At 47.7% G+C, this 16,097-nt stretch carries 16 protein-coding genes; 15 read left to right on the top strand and 1 reads right to left on the bottom strand.

What is annotated here, in order from left to right; all coding sequences use genetic code 11:
* Positions 1–48: 48 nt before the first annotated feature.
* Genes AX677_RS06185 through AX677_RS06175 form a run of 3 tightly spaced genes read left to right on the top strand, consistent with a single transcriptional unit; the run spans position 49 to position 2,259 of the window.
* Complete coding sequence (locus AX677_RS06185; protein WP_060976523.1) at positions 49–966, top strand: N-acetylneuraminate lyase; 918 nt, start codon at positions 49–51, stop codon at positions 964–966.
* Positions 967–999: 33 nt separating this feature from the next.
* The gene (locus AX677_RS06180) at positions 1,000–1,884 is read left to right on the top strand and encodes an ROK family protein (protein WP_060976522.1); all 885 of its coding nucleotides are present in this window, start codon (positions 1,000–1,002) and stop codon (positions 1,882–1,884) included.
* Between the two features lie 45 nt (positions 1,885–1,929).
* Positions 1,930–2,259 carry a hypothetical protein gene (locus tag AX677_RS06175; protein ID WP_060976521.1) on the top strand — a complete coding sequence of 110 codons (330 nt, stop codon included), beginning with the start codon at positions 1,930–1,932 and terminating at the stop codon, positions 2,257–2,259.
* A gap of 59 nt (positions 2,260–2,318) precedes the next feature.
* Here the strand turns inward: AX677_RS06175 and AX677_RS06170 are convergent, their stop codons facing one another.
* On the bottom strand, positions 2,319–3,170 hold the full coding sequence (locus tag AX677_RS06170) for a MurR/RpiR family transcriptional regulator (protein ID WP_060976520.1): 852 nt from the start codon (positions 3,168–3,170) through the stop codon (positions 2,319–2,321).
* A 414-nt stretch (positions 3,171–3,584) separates the two neighbouring features.
* Between AX677_RS06170 and AX677_RS06165 the strand changes: the two genes are divergently transcribed.
* The 12 genes from AX677_RS06165 to thrC all read left to right on the top strand — a co-directional run bounded on the left by AX677_RS06165 (position 3,585) and on the right by thrC (position 16,077).
* Entirely contained in the window at positions 3,585–3,908 is a 324-nt protein-coding gene (locus AX677_RS06165; protein WP_060976519.1) for a hypothetical protein, read from the top strand.
* A complete protein-coding gene (locus AX677_RS06160; RefSeq protein ID WP_060976518.1) occupies positions 3,898–5,853 on the top strand; it encodes a V-type ATP synthase subunit I in 1,956 nt (651 codons plus the stop codon). Before AX677_RS06165 ends, AX677_RS06160 begins: the two co-directional genes overlap by 11 nt.
* A gap of 132 nt (positions 5,854–5,985) precedes the next feature.
* Positions 5,986–6,465 (top strand): V-type ATP synthase subunit K, encoded by a 480-nt coding sequence (locus AX677_RS06155; RefSeq protein WP_002898768.1) that lies wholly within the window; start codon positions 5,986–5,988, stop codon positions 6,463–6,465.
* Positions 6,466–6,475: 10 nt separating this feature from the next.
* Positions 6,476–7,066: a hypothetical protein gene (locus AX677_RS06150; RefSeq protein WP_002917872.1), complete on the top strand. Its 591-nt coding sequence runs from the start codon at positions 6,476–6,478 to the stop codon at positions 7,064–7,066.
* A 10-nt stretch (positions 7,067–7,076) separates the two neighbouring features.
* Positions 7,077–8,090, top strand: a complete 1,014-nt coding sequence (locus AX677_RS06145; protein WP_060976517.1) for a V-type ATPase subunit — start codon at positions 7,077–7,079, stop codon at positions 8,088–8,090.
* Entirely contained in the window at positions 8,077–8,397 is a 321-nt protein-coding gene (locus AX677_RS06140) for a V-type ATP synthase subunit F (RefSeq protein ID WP_060976516.1), read from the top strand. Before AX677_RS06145 ends, AX677_RS06140 begins: the two co-directional genes overlap by 14 nt.
* A gap of 7 nt (positions 8,398–8,404) precedes the next feature.
* Entirely contained in the window at positions 8,405–9,100 is a 696-nt protein-coding gene (locus tag AX677_RS06135; RefSeq protein ID WP_060976515.1) for a GNAT family N-acetyltransferase, read from the top strand.
* Positions 9,101–9,264: 164 nt separating this feature from the next.
* Entirely contained in the window at positions 9,265–11,055 is a 1,791-nt protein-coding gene (locus AX677_RS06130; protein WP_060976514.1) for a V-type ATP synthase subunit A, read from the top strand.
* Positions 11,042–12,436, top strand: a complete 1,395-nt coding sequence (locus AX677_RS06125) for a V-type ATP synthase subunit B (protein WP_002902006.1) — start codon at positions 11,042–11,044, stop codon at positions 12,434–12,436. Before AX677_RS06130 ends, AX677_RS06125 begins: the two co-directional genes overlap by 14 nt.
* Positions 12,433–13,056 carry a V-type ATP synthase subunit D gene (locus tag AX677_RS06120; RefSeq protein WP_060976513.1) on the top strand — a complete coding sequence of 208 codons (624 nt, stop codon included), beginning with the start codon at positions 12,433–12,435 and terminating at the stop codon, positions 13,054–13,056. The genes AX677_RS06125 and AX677_RS06120 overlap by 4 nt, the downstream gene beginning before the upstream one ends.
* Positions 13,057–13,382: 326 nt before the next feature.
* Positions 13,383–14,480, top strand: coding sequence for a LysM domain-containing protein (locus tag AX677_RS06115; protein WP_060976512.1), 1,098 nt, complete (start codon positions 13,383–13,385; stop codon positions 14,478–14,480).
* A gap of 112 nt (positions 14,481–14,592) precedes the next feature.
* The gene (thrC, locus tag AX677_RS06110) at positions 14,593–16,077 is read left to right on the top strand and encodes a threonine synthase (RefSeq protein ID WP_060976511.1); all 1,485 of its coding nucleotides are present in this window, start codon (positions 14,593–14,595) and stop codon (positions 16,075–16,077) included.
* The last annotated feature ends 20 nt before the right edge of the window (positions 16,078–16,097 follow it).

Raw genomic sequence — 16,097 nt, 5'->3', positions numbered from 1 at the left:
AAACAATGATTTTCGTCCCTCTCATTTCTAAAACATTAGGAGAAAACTATGTCAGATTTAAAAAAATACCAAGGTGTAATTCCTGCTTTCTATGCCTGCTATGACGAGGAAGGTGAAATCAGCCCGGAGCGGACTCGCGCTTTAGTGGAATATTTCATCGCCAAGGGCGTGCAAGGTCTTTATGTCAACGGTTCTTCGGGCGAGTGTATCTATCTGAGTGTAGAAGACCGAAAACGAGTTCTAGAAGAAGTGATGAAAGTTGCTAAGGGGCGTCTGACCATCATTGCCCACGTGGCTTGCAACAATACTAAAGACAGCGTGGAGCTGGCTCGTCATGCGGAAAGTTTGGGTGTGGATGCTATTGCAGCTATTCCGCCGATTTATTTCCGTTTGCCAGAGTATTCGGTTGCCCAATATTGGAATGACATCAGTGCGGCGGCGCCTAATACTGATTTCGTGATTTATAATATCCCTCAGCTGGCTGGTGTAGCCTTGACTCCTAGTCTTTATAAGGAAATGCTCAAGAATGAGCGCGTGATTGGTGTGAAGAACTCTTCAATGCCGGTGCAGGATATTCAGACCTTTGTAGCTCTTGGGGGAGAAGATCATGTAGTCTTTAATGGTCCAGATGAGCAATTCTTAGGTGGCCGTCTTATGGGTGCTGCAGCCGGTATCGGTGGTACATACGGAGCTATGCCAGAACTCTTTCTCAAACTCAATCAACTGATTGCTGACAAGGAATTGGAACGGGCTAAAGAGTTGCAATATGCGATTAATGACATCATCGGAAAATTAACCAGCGCCCACGGCAATATGTACGCTGTTATTAAGGGTGTTTTGGAAATTAACGAAGACTTGACCATCGGATCTGTCCGCTCTCCTCTGACACCAGTGCAGGAAAGTGATCGGCCAATTGTGGAAGAAGCTGCTCAGTTGATTAGACAAACCAAGGAGCAATTTTTATAAGCAACAGGATAAACACTAGAGAGAAGGTGTGCTATGAAACACTATGTTGCTATTGATATTGGCGGTACCAATATCAAGTATGGCTTAATCAACGAGGCGGAAACCTTGGTGGAAGCACATGAAATGCCGACGGAGGCCCACAAAGGTGGCCCGGGAATTATGCAGAAGGTTGAAGGAATTGTTGCAGCCTATTTAGAAAAAGGACCTCTGGCTGGGATTTGTATTTCATCAGCTGGTATGGTGGATCCAGACAAGGGTGAAATTTTCTATGCCGGGCCGCAGATTCCGAATTACGCTGGGACCCAGTTCAAAAAAGTGCTGGAAGAAAAATTCTCCCTGCCTTGTGAGATTGAAAATGATGTCAACTGTGCTGGCTTGGCGGAGGCTATGTCGGGCAGCGGCAAGGGAGCCAAGATTGCCCTTTGTTTGACGATTGGTACAGGTATTGGAGGCTGTCTAGTCGTAGATGGTCAAGTCTTCCATGGTTTTAGTAACTCTGCTTGTGAGGTCGGTTACCTGCATCTACCAGACGGAGCCTTTCAGGATGTGGCATCTACAACTGCTTTAGTCAATTATGTGGCTGAGCTACACGGAGAAGACGCAGAGCATTGGAATGGCCGTCGGATTTTCAAAGAAGCAACCGAGGGCAATAAACTCTGTATCGAGGGCATCGATCGCATGGTTGGCTATCTAGGTCAAGGAATTGCCAATATCTGCTATGTTGTTAATCCAGAAGTTGTTATCCTAGGAGGCGGCATTATGGGACAAGAAGCTATTCTTAGACCGCGTATTCAGGCGGTTTTGCAGGATGCTTTGGTTCCAAGTATTGCTGACAAAACCAAACTGGCCTTTGCTCATCATCAAAATACTGCGGGTATGTTTGGAGCCTACTATCATTTCAAAAATAGACAAGCTTAACCTGAGATTTTTCTCAGGTTCCTTGTCTTTCAAGAGGAAAATCAAATGGCAGAAAGAAGTTTCATTCAGGAAGTTGCTCAGCTTCTAGGTTCTTTGATGGAAGATTTTCAAAAGAAGGCAATTCAATCAAGTGATGAAATCCGCTTTTACGAGTGCTTAGCAGAAGTTTTAAGGAGCTTGGAGAAAGCCAAAGCCCCGGATAACCGCCTCCTCATTGCTCTTGAAAGATTCCATAAAAGTGCTAGTTTTTTAATTGGTCTTAGTAGCCTCAAACTGGATCAGTCTACTTATCAAAAGTGGCGTGCCTACGATGCTTTTCATATGGAGAAAGTTCAGCCCCAATTAGAAATCTACGGGCCAATCCTTTCCTTGTGAAAAAAAGAGGAAAACGTTAGACCAAAAAAGAAAACGAGTCAGAAAATCCTGATTCGTTTTTATCTTTTATGGGTATTGCGACGGTAGTAGCCATTCAATTTCTGATTTTCCCAATAGCTGTTAAAGATTCTTTCTTTCTTTTCACGGTTAATCTCTAGGAAAAAGGCATAGATGAGGTCAATCATGAGAAGCATGGGAAATTGTGCGGAAATTCGCAGGATAAACTCAGGCTTGCTTTGAAGGGCAACAGGAACGACTTCAGTGAAGTCTTCTTGAATCTTTTCAGGTTGTCCGGTCACCAAGATGGTTTTTGCTCCCATATTTTTAGCGTCAATCAAGCTGTCAATGATGGACTGGGTCTGTCCGGATAGAGAAAATCCGATAACGAGGCAGTTCTTGTCCAGAATACTAGTTGTCCAAGCGAAGCCATCTTGGTCAGTTAGAGCTTCACAAACGACCCCCAGTCTCATGAAGCGCAACTTCATATCACGTGCTACTAAGCCCGAGCTCCCTGTTCCAAAGAAATAAACTCGATCTGCCTCTTCTATGATTTGAGCCACTCGCTCCAGCTTTTCCTCATCTATCAGTTCTTTTGTCTGCTGGTGGATTTGGTTGTAGTTGTACAAGACATGACGGGATAAGCTGCTTTGCATATTATCCGCCTCGGTTTGCGCCTTTTGTAGGTCCTGTAAATATTGAAAGCTAAATTCCCGATAACCTTTAAAGCCGCATTTTTTGGCGAAACGGGTCAAGGCTGCTTGAGAAATGTGCAAGGTTTGAGCGACTTGCAAAGAGGATAAATCCTCTTGAATACTATTTGGATCCAAAAAATAGTGACCAATCCTCTGTTCCAAGTCGGTCATCTTGTCAATATGGCTCTCAATGATGGCCAAGATATTCTGCTGACTCATAAAATCACTTTCTTCATGGGATAATGTTTATTAAAAGTTTAAGGGCTGTTCTGGTTGGAAGGAACATTTTGGTGCCGCTGTTACTTTTACGCTATTCTATATTTGTCTTAGAATGTGTTTATATTATAACATAGTTATAGACAAATAAACCGTTTGCAAGACTTAAACTTATCAAGAGTGTACAGCTGAGACTGATTTGTAAGTATTGAAATGAATCAAATCTATATCGGCTTTTCTATCAGTTTGAGATAGCTGTTTAGCAATCTCTGACTGTTTTTCTGAAAATATGTTATAATTTATGCAAGTACGAAGCTGTATTCCAGAAGATGACTGTACCAGATGCGGGACAGTCAGCCAGGAATGCAGATTTTAAAATCCGTTTTCGAAGTTTTTTGAAAACGAGGGGGTGAATAGATGGCCAATGAAACACTTGAAAAAATGCAGGAAATTGAAACTGCTGCAGAAGAAGTTTTGATGGGCTACAGGACGCAGGCTCAGGAGCTACGACAGTGCGTAGATGAAGAACTCAGGCAGCTAGGTCTGACTTATGACGATGAAACGCAGAAGCTGGCAGAGGAATTAACCGCGAGTTCCCAGCAAAAGTTGGTGCACCTGCAGCAAGAACTGGAGCAGACAACCCAGCAAAATGAGGACAAGGTTGCGGCTGCGCTGACGGACAGAAAAGCAGACTTGGCGCGAGTCATTGTAGAGAAGGTGGTAGAAGCCTATGGCCATTAGTCAAATGCGGCAGTTGTCTCTGCTTCTGCCCAAGGAACTGCTGGATCAGCTTCTCTTTTACCTACAGGGTTTAGAGTCGGTTCAGATTCATGACTTACGGCAGGAAGAGGACTGGCAGGCAGCCTTTGAGCAGGCTTTAGTCGGTCGGCCGGATCAGCAGCTATCTCAGCAGGATTTGCTCAGTCGTCAGGAAAAGCTCGAGAGACTGATTGCAGAGCTGGAGCCTTTTATGCCCAAAAAGAAACTGCTGGAATCCTTAAAAGAAGAACCTTTGGAACTGTCTTTTGCTGCTTTAGAGCAGGCAGGGAAGGCACGAGATGAGGAAGCGCTGCTGGAAGGAATCAGCAAGCAGCTTAAGGTCTTGCAAGAAGCCAAAGCTCAGATAGAAGCTGACCGCTTGGAAGTGGCTGCGCTGGAGAAGTGGGAGCCTTTGGAGCTAACACCGCAAGCAGCTGCGACTTTCAGTCATCTGGGAGCTTTGATCGGGACGATTCCCAATACCGACGACGATGCTCTGCGCTTGGCTCTGGGAGCACATCCTGACCTGAAGTTTCAGGAAGTCTTTACTGACGATACCGAGCATGGGGTGCTTATGTTTTACAAGACAGGCTCTTTGGAAGAAGTTCGCAAAATCTTGAAAGAGTATGGCTTTAAGCCTTTTGAGTATGACCACGCGGAACTGCCTGCTGAGCGGATAGCCCTGCTCAAGGCCAACATTCAACAGCAGGAGGCTGTGGCAGATGCTATGACCAAGAGTCTGGCAGCTTCCAAGAATGAACTGGATCAGCTCAAGGTTCAGCTGGACTATCTCTGCAATCTCTCCTCCCGTCAAGAAAGTAAGAACCAGTTAGCCAGTACGCAAAATCTAGCAGCCTTGGAAGGCTGGATCGAAAGCAATCAGGTTCAAGTTCTTGAGGCTTGCTTGACAGAGCAGTTTGGCCAGAGCATTCTCATCCAGACCAGAGAAATCCGAGAGGACGAGGAAGATAAGGTTCCGACCAAGCTTAAAAACAATGCCTTGGTGGAGCCCTTCGAGCTAGTGACGGAGATGTATTCCCTGCCTAAATATGGTGACAAGGATCCTACCCCTGTCGTTTCCCTATTTTATTTTGTATTCTTTGGCATGATGGTTGCCGACATCGGCTACGGCCTTTTGCTCTTTGTGGGCACCAGTCTGGCGCTGCACTTCTTGCATGTCAAGTCTGGGTTGGCTAAGAATCTACGATTCTTCCGCCTGCTAGGCGTGGCAGTCATCATCTGGGGACTGGTTTATGGCTCTTTCTTTGGCTTTGAACTGCCCATTGCTTTGATTAGCACCAGTTCCGACGCCATGACGATTCTGGTTATTTCGGTCGTCTTTGGCTTCATTACAGTGCTGGCGGGCCTCTTCCTCAGCGGTCTGAAAAATATCCGCCTCAAGGATTATGCAGAAGCTTATAATGCAGGCTTTGCTTGGGTGCTGATTTTGCTGGGGCTGCTACTCTTGGCCTTGGGAAATTTCTTCCCATCCTTGGCCTTTGCAGCAACGATTGGTCAGTGGCTGGCTATCATCAATGCTCTGGGCATACTGGCAGTATCCATTGTCAGTGCTAAGAGCTTGGCAGGATTGGGGTCAGGTCTCTTTAATCTTTACAATGTCAGCGGCTATGTAGGAGACCTTGTCAGCTTTACGCGGCTGATGGCTCTAGGGCTTTCGGGGGCCAGCATTGGCTCGGCTTTTAACTTGATTGTCAGCCTCTTTCCACCTGTCGCTCGCTTTAGCATTGGCATTCTGCTCTTTATTGCCCTGCATTTGGTCAATATGTTTCTATCTTTTCTGTCCGGTTATGTGCACGGAGCGCGTTTGATTTTCGTGGAATTCTTTGGAAAATTCTACGACGGCGGTGGCAAGCCTTTCACTCCGCTCAAGCCTAGCGAAAAATACGTCCAGCAAAGCAAGAAATAAAGATTAGGAACTAGGGTAAGAGATGAGAAACTCGTCTTTATAAAAACACCTTCTAAAACATCAAAACAAGCAACAGTCATTCAACTAGCTGTTGGTTTTACGACAATTACAGCATTTTCATAGGAGTAAATCATGGAACATTTAGCATCATATTTTGGAACTTACGGCGGCGCCTTTTTTGCAGGTCTGGGAGTAGCTTTGGCGGTCTTTCTCAGTGGAATGGGTTCAGCGCTGGGTGTTGGAAGCACTGGTCAGGCAGCAGCGGCCCTCTTGAAAGAACAGCCGGAAAAATTCGCTCAAGCTCTAATCTTACAGCTTTTGCCAGGTACCCAAGGTCTCTACGGCTTTGTTATCGGGATTACCGTCTTCTTTAATATCAAGCCGGAATTGGCTCTGCAATCAGGTGTAGCTTATTTCCTAGCAGCTCTGCCAGTTGCGATTGTTGGTTACTTTTCAGCCAAGCATCAAGGACGAGTGGCGACAGCTGGTATTCAGATTTTGGCCAAGCGTCCGGAAGAGGTCATGAAAGGGGTTATCCTAGCGGCCATGGTTGAAACCTACGCTATCTTGGCCTTCGTTGTATCCTTCATCATGGTTCTGAATGTGAAGTAAGGAGGCTTTTATGTCTGACATATCAGATCTCAAAGCTTCTGTCTTGGAGCAGGCTCACGAGAAGGGGCGTTTGCTCTTGGCCGAGGCTACTGAGAAAATAGAACAGGAAGCCAAGGAACGTGAGGCCCAGCTGGTTCGGCAAAAGCTTGGACAGCGGGAGCAGCAGCTGAAAGAAATCAGCCGGCGTAGTCAGCGCGATATTCAGCAGCTGGAAAATCAAAAACGCCAGTCTACTCTGGTCATCAAGCAGCGGGTTCTCAGAGAGCTTTTTGAGGAAGCTTATGCTCAGATGGTGGCTTGGTCACCAGCTGAAGAAGAGCATTTTCTAAAGAGTGCCCTAGCTAAATATCCAGAGGAAGAATTGACACTGACTTTCGGTGCTCTGTCAGCCGAAAAATTCAGCACCAACCAGTTAGAAGACTTGAAAAAAGCCTTTCCAAATGTGTCTTTTTCAGACCAGTCCATAGCCGGTCAGGCAGGTTTTGTGCTGAGCCAAGGACGAGTGGATGATAGTTATCTCTATCGTGACTTGCTGGACTCTGTCTGGCAGGAGGAAAGTTACCGACTGGCTCAGGACATTTTCAAAGACCAGGCAGAATAGGAGGCGGACCATGAGTGAAACAAGCTTCTCTCAAGTCAATACAGCCATTAGCGTGCAGGAGGCTTCCTTTTTGACGCCCCAGCAATATGAACAGTTGCTGCAGACTGACGATGCTGCCAGCCGTTCGGCTCTTCTGCAGGGAACGGTCTATGCCATGGATGCTGATGCCATCAAGGATCTCAATTCCATTGAGCAAGTACTGATGAAGCATTTGTATTCCGTTTATAATTGGGCGCTTGAGATCAGTCCAAGTAAGGAGTTAGTGGAGATTTTCACGCTCCGCTATACCTACCACAATCTCAAAGTTTTTCTCAAGGGTCGGGCGACAGGTCAGTCCTTGGAGCATTTGCTGATGCCGGTGGGGACCTATTCGCTGGAGGTTTTAGAGCACCTAGTTATGGCCTTTTCAGCTGAGTATTGTCCAGATTTCATGCTAGACGAGGTGCTTGCGACCTGGCAGGAATACCAGGATTATCAGGATGTGCGCGTGCTGGAGATTGGCATGGACATGGCTTATTTCCAGCATCTCAAGCGTCTGACACAGGAGTTGGAAGATGAGAGCCTGCTGGAGCTGGTGAATCTGACTATTGATTTTTACAATGCCATCACCGTCAAGCGGGCTGTTGGCTTGGGAAAACCGCGCAGCTTTATGAGGCAGCTCCTGTCTGATGAGGGGAGCCTCTCCGCTGCCAATTGGATTGCCATGGCGGAGCAGGGAGATTTCTTGACTTGGTTTAGTCAAGTCAATCCCTGTGGTTACGATTTGGATCTGCGCTCCTATGAGGAGAAAATGCGGAACCAGACCTTGACGACGGTAGAGTTAGAATATCTAGCGGATCTCTTGCAGGCTAAGTTGCTGGCGGCTGGTCAGTTTGAGACAGATGGCCCGCTTCCTCTGGCCCGCTATCTGCTGGGTAAGGAGCTGGAAGTCAAGAATCTACGGCTGATTTTAACAGGTATGGACAATCAGCTGCCCGTAGAGCTTATCAGAGAAAGGATGCGACCGATTTATGGACAAGACTAGCTACAAGATTGCGGTCGTGGGGAATCGCGATACCATTCTCCCTTTTAAGCTGATTGGTTTTCAGACCTTTCCAGTGAAGGAAGCTCAGGAGACGATCAATACCCTGCGTCAGCTCGCCCGCGAAGATTTCGGCATTATCTATCTGACGGAGGATATGGCAGCGGATATTCCAGAAACCCTGGCCTACTATGACCAGCTGGAGATCCCTGCTCTTGTGCTCATTCCTACCCATAAGGGGAGCACGGGACTGGCTCTTTCGCGGATCCATGAAAATGTCGAAAAGGCTGTCGGACAGGACATATTGTGAGGTTTTTATGCGAATGAATGAACTAGGTCAACCCATTGGGGATGCTCTGCCGGATTTTCAGCCAGGGGACTTGCCTAACCTGGAGCGAATCGAAGGCCAGTATGTTATTATCGAGCGTTTGTCCAAGGACAAGCATGGGGCGGATTTGTATGAAGTGTATGGCCCAGATTCTCCTGCGGATATGTGGACCTATCTTTTTCAAACTCCTGCCCAAAGTCAGGAAGAATGGTCCAAGTTGCTAGAACAGATGCTGGCAGTACAGGATCGTTTTCACTATGCCATTGTAGACAAGGAGAGCGGTAAGGCTCTAGGAACTTTTGCCTTGATGAGGATTGACCGAAATAACCGCGTCATTGAAGTGGGCTCTGTGACCTATTCGCCCAAGCTGAAGCGCACCAGACTGGCTACGGAAGCCCAGTACTTGCTGGCACGCTATGTCTTTGAAGAGCTGGAGTATCGCCGCTATGAATGGAAGTGCGATGCCCTCAATCAGCCTTCAAGACGGGCAGCTAAGCGGCTTGGTTTCACCTACGAAGGCAGGTTTCGTCAGGCGGTAGTCTATAAGGGGCGCAACCGAGATACTGACTGGCTGTCTATGATTGACAAGGATTGGCCGGCCGTCAAGAGCCGTCTAGAAAAATGGCTAAGCCCAGACAATTTCGACAAAAAGGGCCAGCAAATAAAAGCCTTATCTGATTTTTAAAATAAAAAGTAACAATCCTTGCCCTAGAGTTAGCTAAGAAAGATTTCAAACTCGCGGCAAGAATCAAAAAATACTCTTTGGAAATGAAATCCAAACTCTTGCTTAGTTTGCTCTTTGATTTTCATGGAGAAGCAAGAAAAATCTCCCAAGAATGGAGGAAGATTGTGAGTCAAGGAAAGATTATCAAAGTTTCTGGTCCTCTGGTGCTGGCATCAGGGATGCAGGAAGCGAATATTCAGGATATCTGCCGGGTTGGCGATTTGGGGCTGATCGGTGAAATTATTGAAATGCGGCGGGACCAAGCCTCTATTCAGGTTTATGAAGAAACTTCTGGCTTGGGGCCGGGAGAGCCGGTCATTACGACGGGAAGTCCTCTGTCCGTTGAGCTGGGTCCAGGTCTGATTTCTCAGATGTTTGACGGGATTCAGCGGCCTTTGGAGCGCTTCCAGACCATCACGGAGAGCGACTTCCTCGTCCGCGGTGTCCAACTGCCAAATCTAGACCGAGAGGCTAAGTGGGATTTTGTTCCAAGTCTGTCTGTCGGAGATGCGGTTGAGGCAGGCGATATTCTGGGAACGGTGCAGGAGACCAATCTGGTGGAGCACCGCATCATGGTGCCGGTAGGCGTCAGTGGACGTTTGACCAATATCTCGGCTGGCAGTTTCACTGTTGAAGAAACTGTTTACGAGATTGAGCAAGCGGATGGGTCTGTCTTTAAAGGGACTCTGATGCAAAAATGGCCGGTCCGTCGTGGGCGTCCTTTTGCTCAGAAGCTGATTCCGGTTGAGCCTTTGGTGACAGGTCAGCGGGTCATTGATACCTTCTTCCCAGTGACCAAGGGCGGAGCAGCAGCCGTACCAGGACCTTTCGGGGCTGGTAAGACTGTCGTTCAGCACCAGGTGGCCAAGTTTGCCAATGTTGACATCGTTATCTATGTCGGCTGCGGCGAGCGTGGCAATGAGATGACCGACGTACTCAATGAATTTCCAGAACTGATTGACCCATCAACTGGCCAGTCCATCATGCAGCGGACGGTGCTGATTGCCAACACCTCCAATATGCCGGTGGCGGCTCGGGAAGCGTCGATTTACACAGGGATTACGATCGCAGAATACTTCCGTGACATGGGTTATTCCGTGGCCATCATGGCGGACTCCACCTCTCGCTGGGCAGAAGCCCTGCGGGAAATGTCCGGCCGTCTGGAAGAAATGCCAGGTGACGAAGGCTATCCAGCCTATCTTGGCAGCCGGATTGCTGAGTATTACGAGCGGGCTGGCCGAGTCAAAACACTCGGTTCGACTGCACGCGAAGGCTCTATAACCGCTATCGGAGCCGTATCACCTCCAGGTGGAGATATTTCTGAGCCGGTGACGCAAAATACCCTGCGGATTGTCAAGGTATTCTGGGGCTTGGATGCCCAGCTGGCTCAACGCCGGCATTTCCCAGCTATCAACTGGCTGAGCTCTTACTCACTCTACTTAGACGAAGTGGGAGCATATATCGACCAGCATGAGAAGATTGCTTGGGCGGAAAAGGTCACCAAGGCCATGAATATCCTGCAAAAGGAAAGCGAACTGCAGGAAATCGTGCGTTTGGTTGGCTTGGATTCCTTGTCTGAGAAGGACCGGCTGACCATGAATGCAGCCAAGATGATCCGCGAGGACTACCTGCAGCAGAATGCCTTTGATGATGTTGACACCTATACTTCTTTCAAAAAGCAGGTGGCTTTATTGAGCAATATCCTGACCTTCGATGCGGAGGCCAATCGTGCCTTGGAGCTGGGGGCTTATTTCCGGGAAATCATGGAAGGAACAGTGGAGCTGCGTGACCGAATTGCCCGCAGTAAGTTTATCCATGAAGATCAGTTGGAAAAAATTCAGGCTCTCAGTCAGACTATCGAGGAAACCCTGCATCAGATTCTTGCCCAAGGAGGACTAGACAATGAGCGTCATTAAAGAATACCGCACCGTCAGTGAAGTTGTCGGCCCTCTGATGATTGTCGACCAAGTCGCTGGCGTGCATTTCAATGAATTGGTAGAAATCCAGCTGCATGACGGCAGCAAGCGTCAGGGCCAGGTTCTGGAAGTCCAAGAAGACAAGGCTATGGTCCAGCTTTTTGAGGGATCAAGCGGTATCAATCTGGAAAAAGCCAAGGTCCGCTTTACCGGTCGACCGCTAGAGCTGCCAGTGTCAGAAGACATGGTGGGACGGATTTTCAATGGAATGGGCAAGCCAATTGATGGCGGCCCAGCTATTTTGCCAGAAAAATATCTGGATATTGACGGTCAAGCCATCAATCCAGTAGCTCGCGATTATCCGGATGAGTTTATTCAGACTGGAATTTCGGCCATCGACCACCTCAATACCTTGGTTCGGGGACAAAAATTGCCAGTATTTTCTGGCTCTGGTCTGCCCCACAAGGAATTAGCTGCTCAAATCGCCCGTCAGGCAACTGTGCTCAACTCTGATGAAAACTTCGCCGTGGTCTTTGCGGCCATGGGTATTACCTTTGAAGAAGCCGAGTTCTTCATGAATGACCTCCGGGAGACGGGAGCCATTGACCGCTCGGTGCTCTTTATCAATCTGGCTAATGATCCGGCTATCGAGCGGATTGCAACGCCGCGGATTGCCCTGACAGCAGCCGAGTACCTAGCTTATGAAAAGGACATGCACGTTCTGGTCATCATGACTGACATGACCAACTACTGTGAAGCCCTGCGGGAAGTTTCCGCAGCTCGTCGTGAGGTGCCGGGCCGTCGTGGGTATCCGGGTTACCTCTATACTAACCTATCCACCCTTTATGAGCGGGCTGGACGTCTGGTCGGCAAGAAAGGCTCGGTGACGCAGATTCCGATCCTGTCCATGCCAGAGGATGACATTACCCATCCGATTCCAGACTTGACGGGTTATATTACGGAAGGTCAGATTATCCTTTCACGCGACCTTTACAACAGTGGCTATCGTCCGCCCATCAATGTCCTGCCTTCTCTGTCTCGTCTCAAGGACAAGGGGTCAGGTGAGGGCAAGACCAGAGGAGACCATGCCGCAACTATGAACCAGCTATTTGCAGCCTATGCGCAAGGCAAGCAGGCCAAGGAGCTGGCTGTCGTTCTGGGGGAATCCGCCCTGTCCGAAACGGACAAGCTCTATGTACGCTTTACCGACCGCTTTGAGCAGGAGTACATTAATCAAGGTTTCCAGACCAACCGAACCATCGAGGAAAGCTTGGATCTGGGCTGGGAACTCCTGTCCATCTTACCTAGAACGGAGCTTAAGCGGATCAAGGACGATATGATTGACCAATACCTGCCGCAGACCAAGGAGGAAGAAAGATGACGCGACTCAATGTCAAGCCGACTCGGATGGAGCTGAATAACTTAAAAGCCCGTCTCAAAACGGCTGTCCGTGGGCATAAATTGCTCAAGGACAAGCGGGATGAGCTGATGCGGCGCTTCATTGAGTCTGTCCGTGAGAATAATCAGCTCCGCCAAAAGGTCGAATCCGCTCTGGTCGGTCATCTGCAGGATTTTGTCATGGCCAAGGCGCTGGAGAGTGACCTCATGGTCGAGGAGATTTTTGCTGTGCCCACGCGGGAGGTCAATCTGCATGTGGAGACTGAGAATATCATGAGTGTGCGCGTGCCCAAGATGTACACCCATATTGACAATCCGCATACTGATGACGAGGGAGACGTGGTTTATAGCTATGTGGCGTCTAACAGCCAGATGGATGAAACCATTGAAAGCATGAGCGATCTGCTTCCTGACCTGCTGCGACTGGCTGAGATTGAAAAAAACTGCCAGCTCATGGCGGATGAAATCGAGAAAACCCGCCGTCGAGTCAACGGACTAGAGTATGCTACCATCCCTGACCTCAAAGAAACCATCTACTACATCGAAATGAAGCTGGAAGAAGCTGAACGGGCCAGCCTCGTCCGAATGATGAAGGTGAAATAAGATACCAAGACCGTTAAGAGCTCACAGCAAAAATAGGAAAATAGACGAAGAAGCGATAGCTTCTAGGAGATTTTATCTTTTTTGCCCAGAGCTTAGGTCGGGTTTAGTTCACCAGAGTAGAAAAAATTCAAATAAGCCCAAAAGAAACAGAACCTCTCTAAATGGGGTTCTTTTGCTTGCTACAATTTTTTATATGTTACAAACAAATCTCCATATTACAGAGGTCAGACAGTTTTGTTAAATAGGTCGAAAAAGGCTTTTTTCTTAGAAGATTTATGGTAAGATGGTTTTCGTATCATGAATGATTAGGAAGGTGCATTTTGCATATGAAAATGAATAAGAAATTACTTTTGGCTTCAACTGTTGCTTTGTCAGCATTGCCTTTGTTGACAACGCGAGCTGAGGAGCAGCCACAAAATTGGACTGCCAGAACAGTTGAGCAAATCAAAGCAGATATTACAAGTAATGAAAACCAACAAACGTACACTGTTCAATATGGTGACACTTTGGGAAATATCGCTCAAGCGATGAACATTGATCTTGTTGACTTGGCTAAAATCAACCAAATTGCCAATGCTGACTTGATTTTCCCAGGTACTGTTTTGACTATTACGACAAATGGCCACAATGAAATTGCCTCTGTAGAAATCCAAAGCTACCAAGCAGGAAATAATGCAGGATTGGTAACAGAAGATTATACGGCTAGCGAGATTTTTGGTACTGAAGAAGCCGCACCAGCGGCACCGACTCAAGCAGCAGAAACTCCAGCTCCGGCTGTTGAGGAAGCTGTTGCGGCTCCAGCAGATCAAGCACCAGCGCCTGCTGAAGCAGCTCCTGCACCAGTAGCAGAAGTTGCAAGTGAAGCAGCCCCAGCTGCGGAAGCAAATGCAGCCGCTCCTGTAGAAGCAGCACCGCAGCCAGTAGTTGCTGCAAGTCCAGCAGCTCCAGCAGAGGCGGCTCCAGAAGCTACTAAATTAGGCCAAGACCAAGTCAGTCAAGCAACTGCCGCTGTTGAGCCAACAACTTACAATGCTCCAGCTGTAACAGATGCTGCTAGCGTGACAACTAACAATCCTGCTAATGAAGGTCTTCAGCCACAAACTGCAGCTTTGAAAGAAGAAATAGCAGCTAAATATGGCATTACAGAATTTAGTCTTTACCGCCCAGGTGATAGTGGTGACCATGGTAAGGGCTTGGCAGCTGACTTTATCGTTGGTGACAATACTGAATTAGGAAACCAGGTCGCAGCCGATGTTACTTCTAACATGACTGAAAGAGGCATCTCTTACGTTATCTGGCAGCAACAGTTCTATGCACCATTTGAAAGTATTTATGGACCAGCTAATACTTGGAACCAAATGCCAGACCGTGGTAGTGTAACTGAAAACCATTACGACCACGTTCACGTATCTATGAATGAATAAGATGAAAACAAGCCCAGAAATGGGCTTTTTCTTATATTCTCTGTGAAAAAGCGAGAATTTTCTGATAAATTTTGGTATAATAAAGCGAACTACAGATAAAGGATGAGAGAGAATGACCTTAGTTTATCAATCAACACGCGACGAAAAGAATAGAGTAACAGCTAGCCAGGCGATTCTGCAAGGTTTGGCGACAGACGGCGGTCTCTTTACGCCCATTACCTGTCCGCAGGTCGATTTGGACTTTGCCAAGCTCAAAGACGCTTCTTATCAGGAAGTAGCCAAGCTGGTTTTGTCTGCATTTTTGGACGATTTTTCTGAAGCAGAGCTGGACTACTGTATCAACCATGCCTATGACAGCAAGTTTGATGATGCGGCGATTGCTCCCTTGGTCAAGCTGGATGGTCAGTACAATCTAGAGCTTTTCCACGGAGCGACCATTGCCTTCAAGGATATGGCTTTGTCTATCCTGCCTCATCTGATGACAACCGCAGCCAAAAAGCACGGCTTGGAAAACAAAATTGTCATTTTGACAGCAACTTCTGGCGATACAGGCAAGGCGGCTATGGCAGGCTTTGCGGACGTTCCTGGGACTGAGATTATCGTCTTTTATCCGAAAGATGGTGTCAGCAAGGTCCAAGAGCTGCAAATGACGACACAGACAGGTGCCAATACGCATGTGGTGGCCATTGACGGCAACTTTGACGATGCCCAGACCAATGTCAAGCACATGTTTAACGACACAGCCCTACGAGCTCGTCTCTTGGAGCACAAACTGCAGTTTTCATCAGCTAATTCCATGAATATCGGCCGTTTGGTGCCGCAGATTGTTTACTATGTCTATGCTTATGCTCAGCTAGTGAAGACAGGAGAAATCACAGCAGGAGACAAGGTCAACTTTACCGTTCCGACAGGGAACTTTGGTAATATCTTGGCGGCCTACTATGCCAAGCAAATCGGTCTGCCGGTTGGCAAGCTGATTTGCGCATCAAATGAGAACAATGTCCTGACGGACTTCTTCAAGACTCAGGTTTATGACAAGAAGCGGAGCTTCAAGGTGACGTCTAGTCCGTCCATGGATATTCTGGTTTCCTCTAACTTGGAGCGCTTGATTTTCCATCTGTCTGGTAACAGCGCTGAGAAAACAGCGGCCTTGATGGCGGCCCTGAATGAGCATGGACAGTATGAACTGACGGACTTTGACGCTGGGATTTTAGAGCTCTTTGCGGCTGATTATGCGACAGAAGAAGAAACAGCAACTGAAATCAAGCGGGTCTATCAAGCATCTGACTACATCGAAGACCCTCATACTGCCGTTGCGTCTGCTGTCTATCAAAAATATCTGGCAGAGACAGGTGATCAGCGCAAGACTGTTATCGCGTCTACCGCTAGTCCCTATAAATTCCCAGTTGTGGCCGTTGAAGCTGTGACTGGCCAAACAGGACTTGGTGACTTTGAAGCTTTGGACCAACTGCACGAACTTTCTGGCGTAGCCCTTCCACCAGCTGTGGATGGCTTAGAAACAGCCCCAGTGCGCCACAAAACGACAGTCGCTGCAGACCAAATGCAGGTAGCAGTCGAGGATTATTTGGGATTATAAAAAACGAAAACATCAGCTTA

Source organism: Streptococcus sp. CCH8-C6 (assembly GCF_001557225.1).
GTDB lineage: Bacteria > Bacillota > Bacilli > Lactobacillales > Streptococcaceae > Streptococcus > Streptococcus sanguinis_C.
Note: the sequence above shows the minus strand (reverse complement) of the source record. Positions and strands in the feature narration are given on the sequence as shown.

Excerpts from the sequence above, each read along its gene's own strand:
- AX677_RS06115 (WP_060976512.1), top strand. The coding sequence starts at position 13,383 with ATGAAAATGAATAAGAAATTACTTTTGGCTTCAACTGTTGCTTTGTCA.
- AX677_RS06170 (WP_060976520.1), bottom strand. The coding sequence starts at position 3,170 with ATGAGTCAGCAGAATATCTTGGCCATCATTGAGAGCCATATTGACAAG.
- AX677_RS06125 (WP_002902006.1), top strand. The coding sequence starts at position 11,042 with ATGAGCGTCATTAAAGAATACCGCACCGTCAGTGAAGTTGTCGGCCCT.
- AX677_RS06120 (WP_060976513.1), top strand. The coding sequence starts at position 12,433 with ATGACGCGACTCAATGTCAAGCCGACTCGGATGGAGCTGAATAACTTA.
- AX677_RS06140 (WP_060976516.1), top strand. The coding sequence starts at position 8,077 with ATGGACAAGACTAGCTACAAGATTGCGGTCGTGGGGAATCGCGATACC.
- AX677_RS06135 (WP_060976515.1), top strand. The coding sequence starts at position 8,405 with ATGCGAATGAATGAACTAGGTCAACCCATTGGGGATGCTCTGCCGGAT.
- AX677_RS06160 (WP_060976518.1), top strand. The coding sequence starts at position 3,898 with ATGGCCATTAGTCAAATGCGGCAGTTGTCTCTGCTTCTGCCCAAGGAA.
- AX677_RS06180 (WP_060976522.1), top strand. The coding sequence starts at position 1,000 with ATGAAACACTATGTTGCTATTGATATTGGCGGTACCAATATCAAGTAT.
- AX677_RS06145 (WP_060976517.1), top strand. The coding sequence starts at position 7,077 with ATGAGTGAAACAAGCTTCTCTCAAGTCAATACAGCCATTAGCGTGCAG.
- AX677_RS06150 (WP_002917872.1), top strand. The coding sequence starts at position 6,476 with ATGTCTGACATATCAGATCTCAAAGCTTCTGTCTTGGAGCAGGCTCAC.
- AX677_RS06165 (WP_060976519.1), top strand. The coding sequence starts at position 3,585 with ATGGCCAATGAAACACTTGAAAAAATGCAGGAAATTGAAACTGCTGCA.
- AX677_RS06155 (WP_002898768.1), top strand. The coding sequence starts at position 5,986 with ATGGAACATTTAGCATCATATTTTGGAACTTACGGCGGCGCCTTTTTT.
- thrC (WP_060976511.1), top strand. The coding sequence starts at position 14,593 with ATGACCTTAGTTTATCAATCAACACGCGACGAAAAGAATAGAGTAACA.
- AX677_RS06185 (WP_060976523.1), top strand. The coding sequence starts at position 49 with ATGTCAGATTTAAAAAAATACCAAGGTGTAATTCCTGCTTTCTATGCC.
- AX677_RS06175 (WP_060976521.1), top strand. The coding sequence starts at position 1,930 with ATGGCAGAAAGAAGTTTCATTCAGGAAGTTGCTCAGCTTCTAGGTTCT.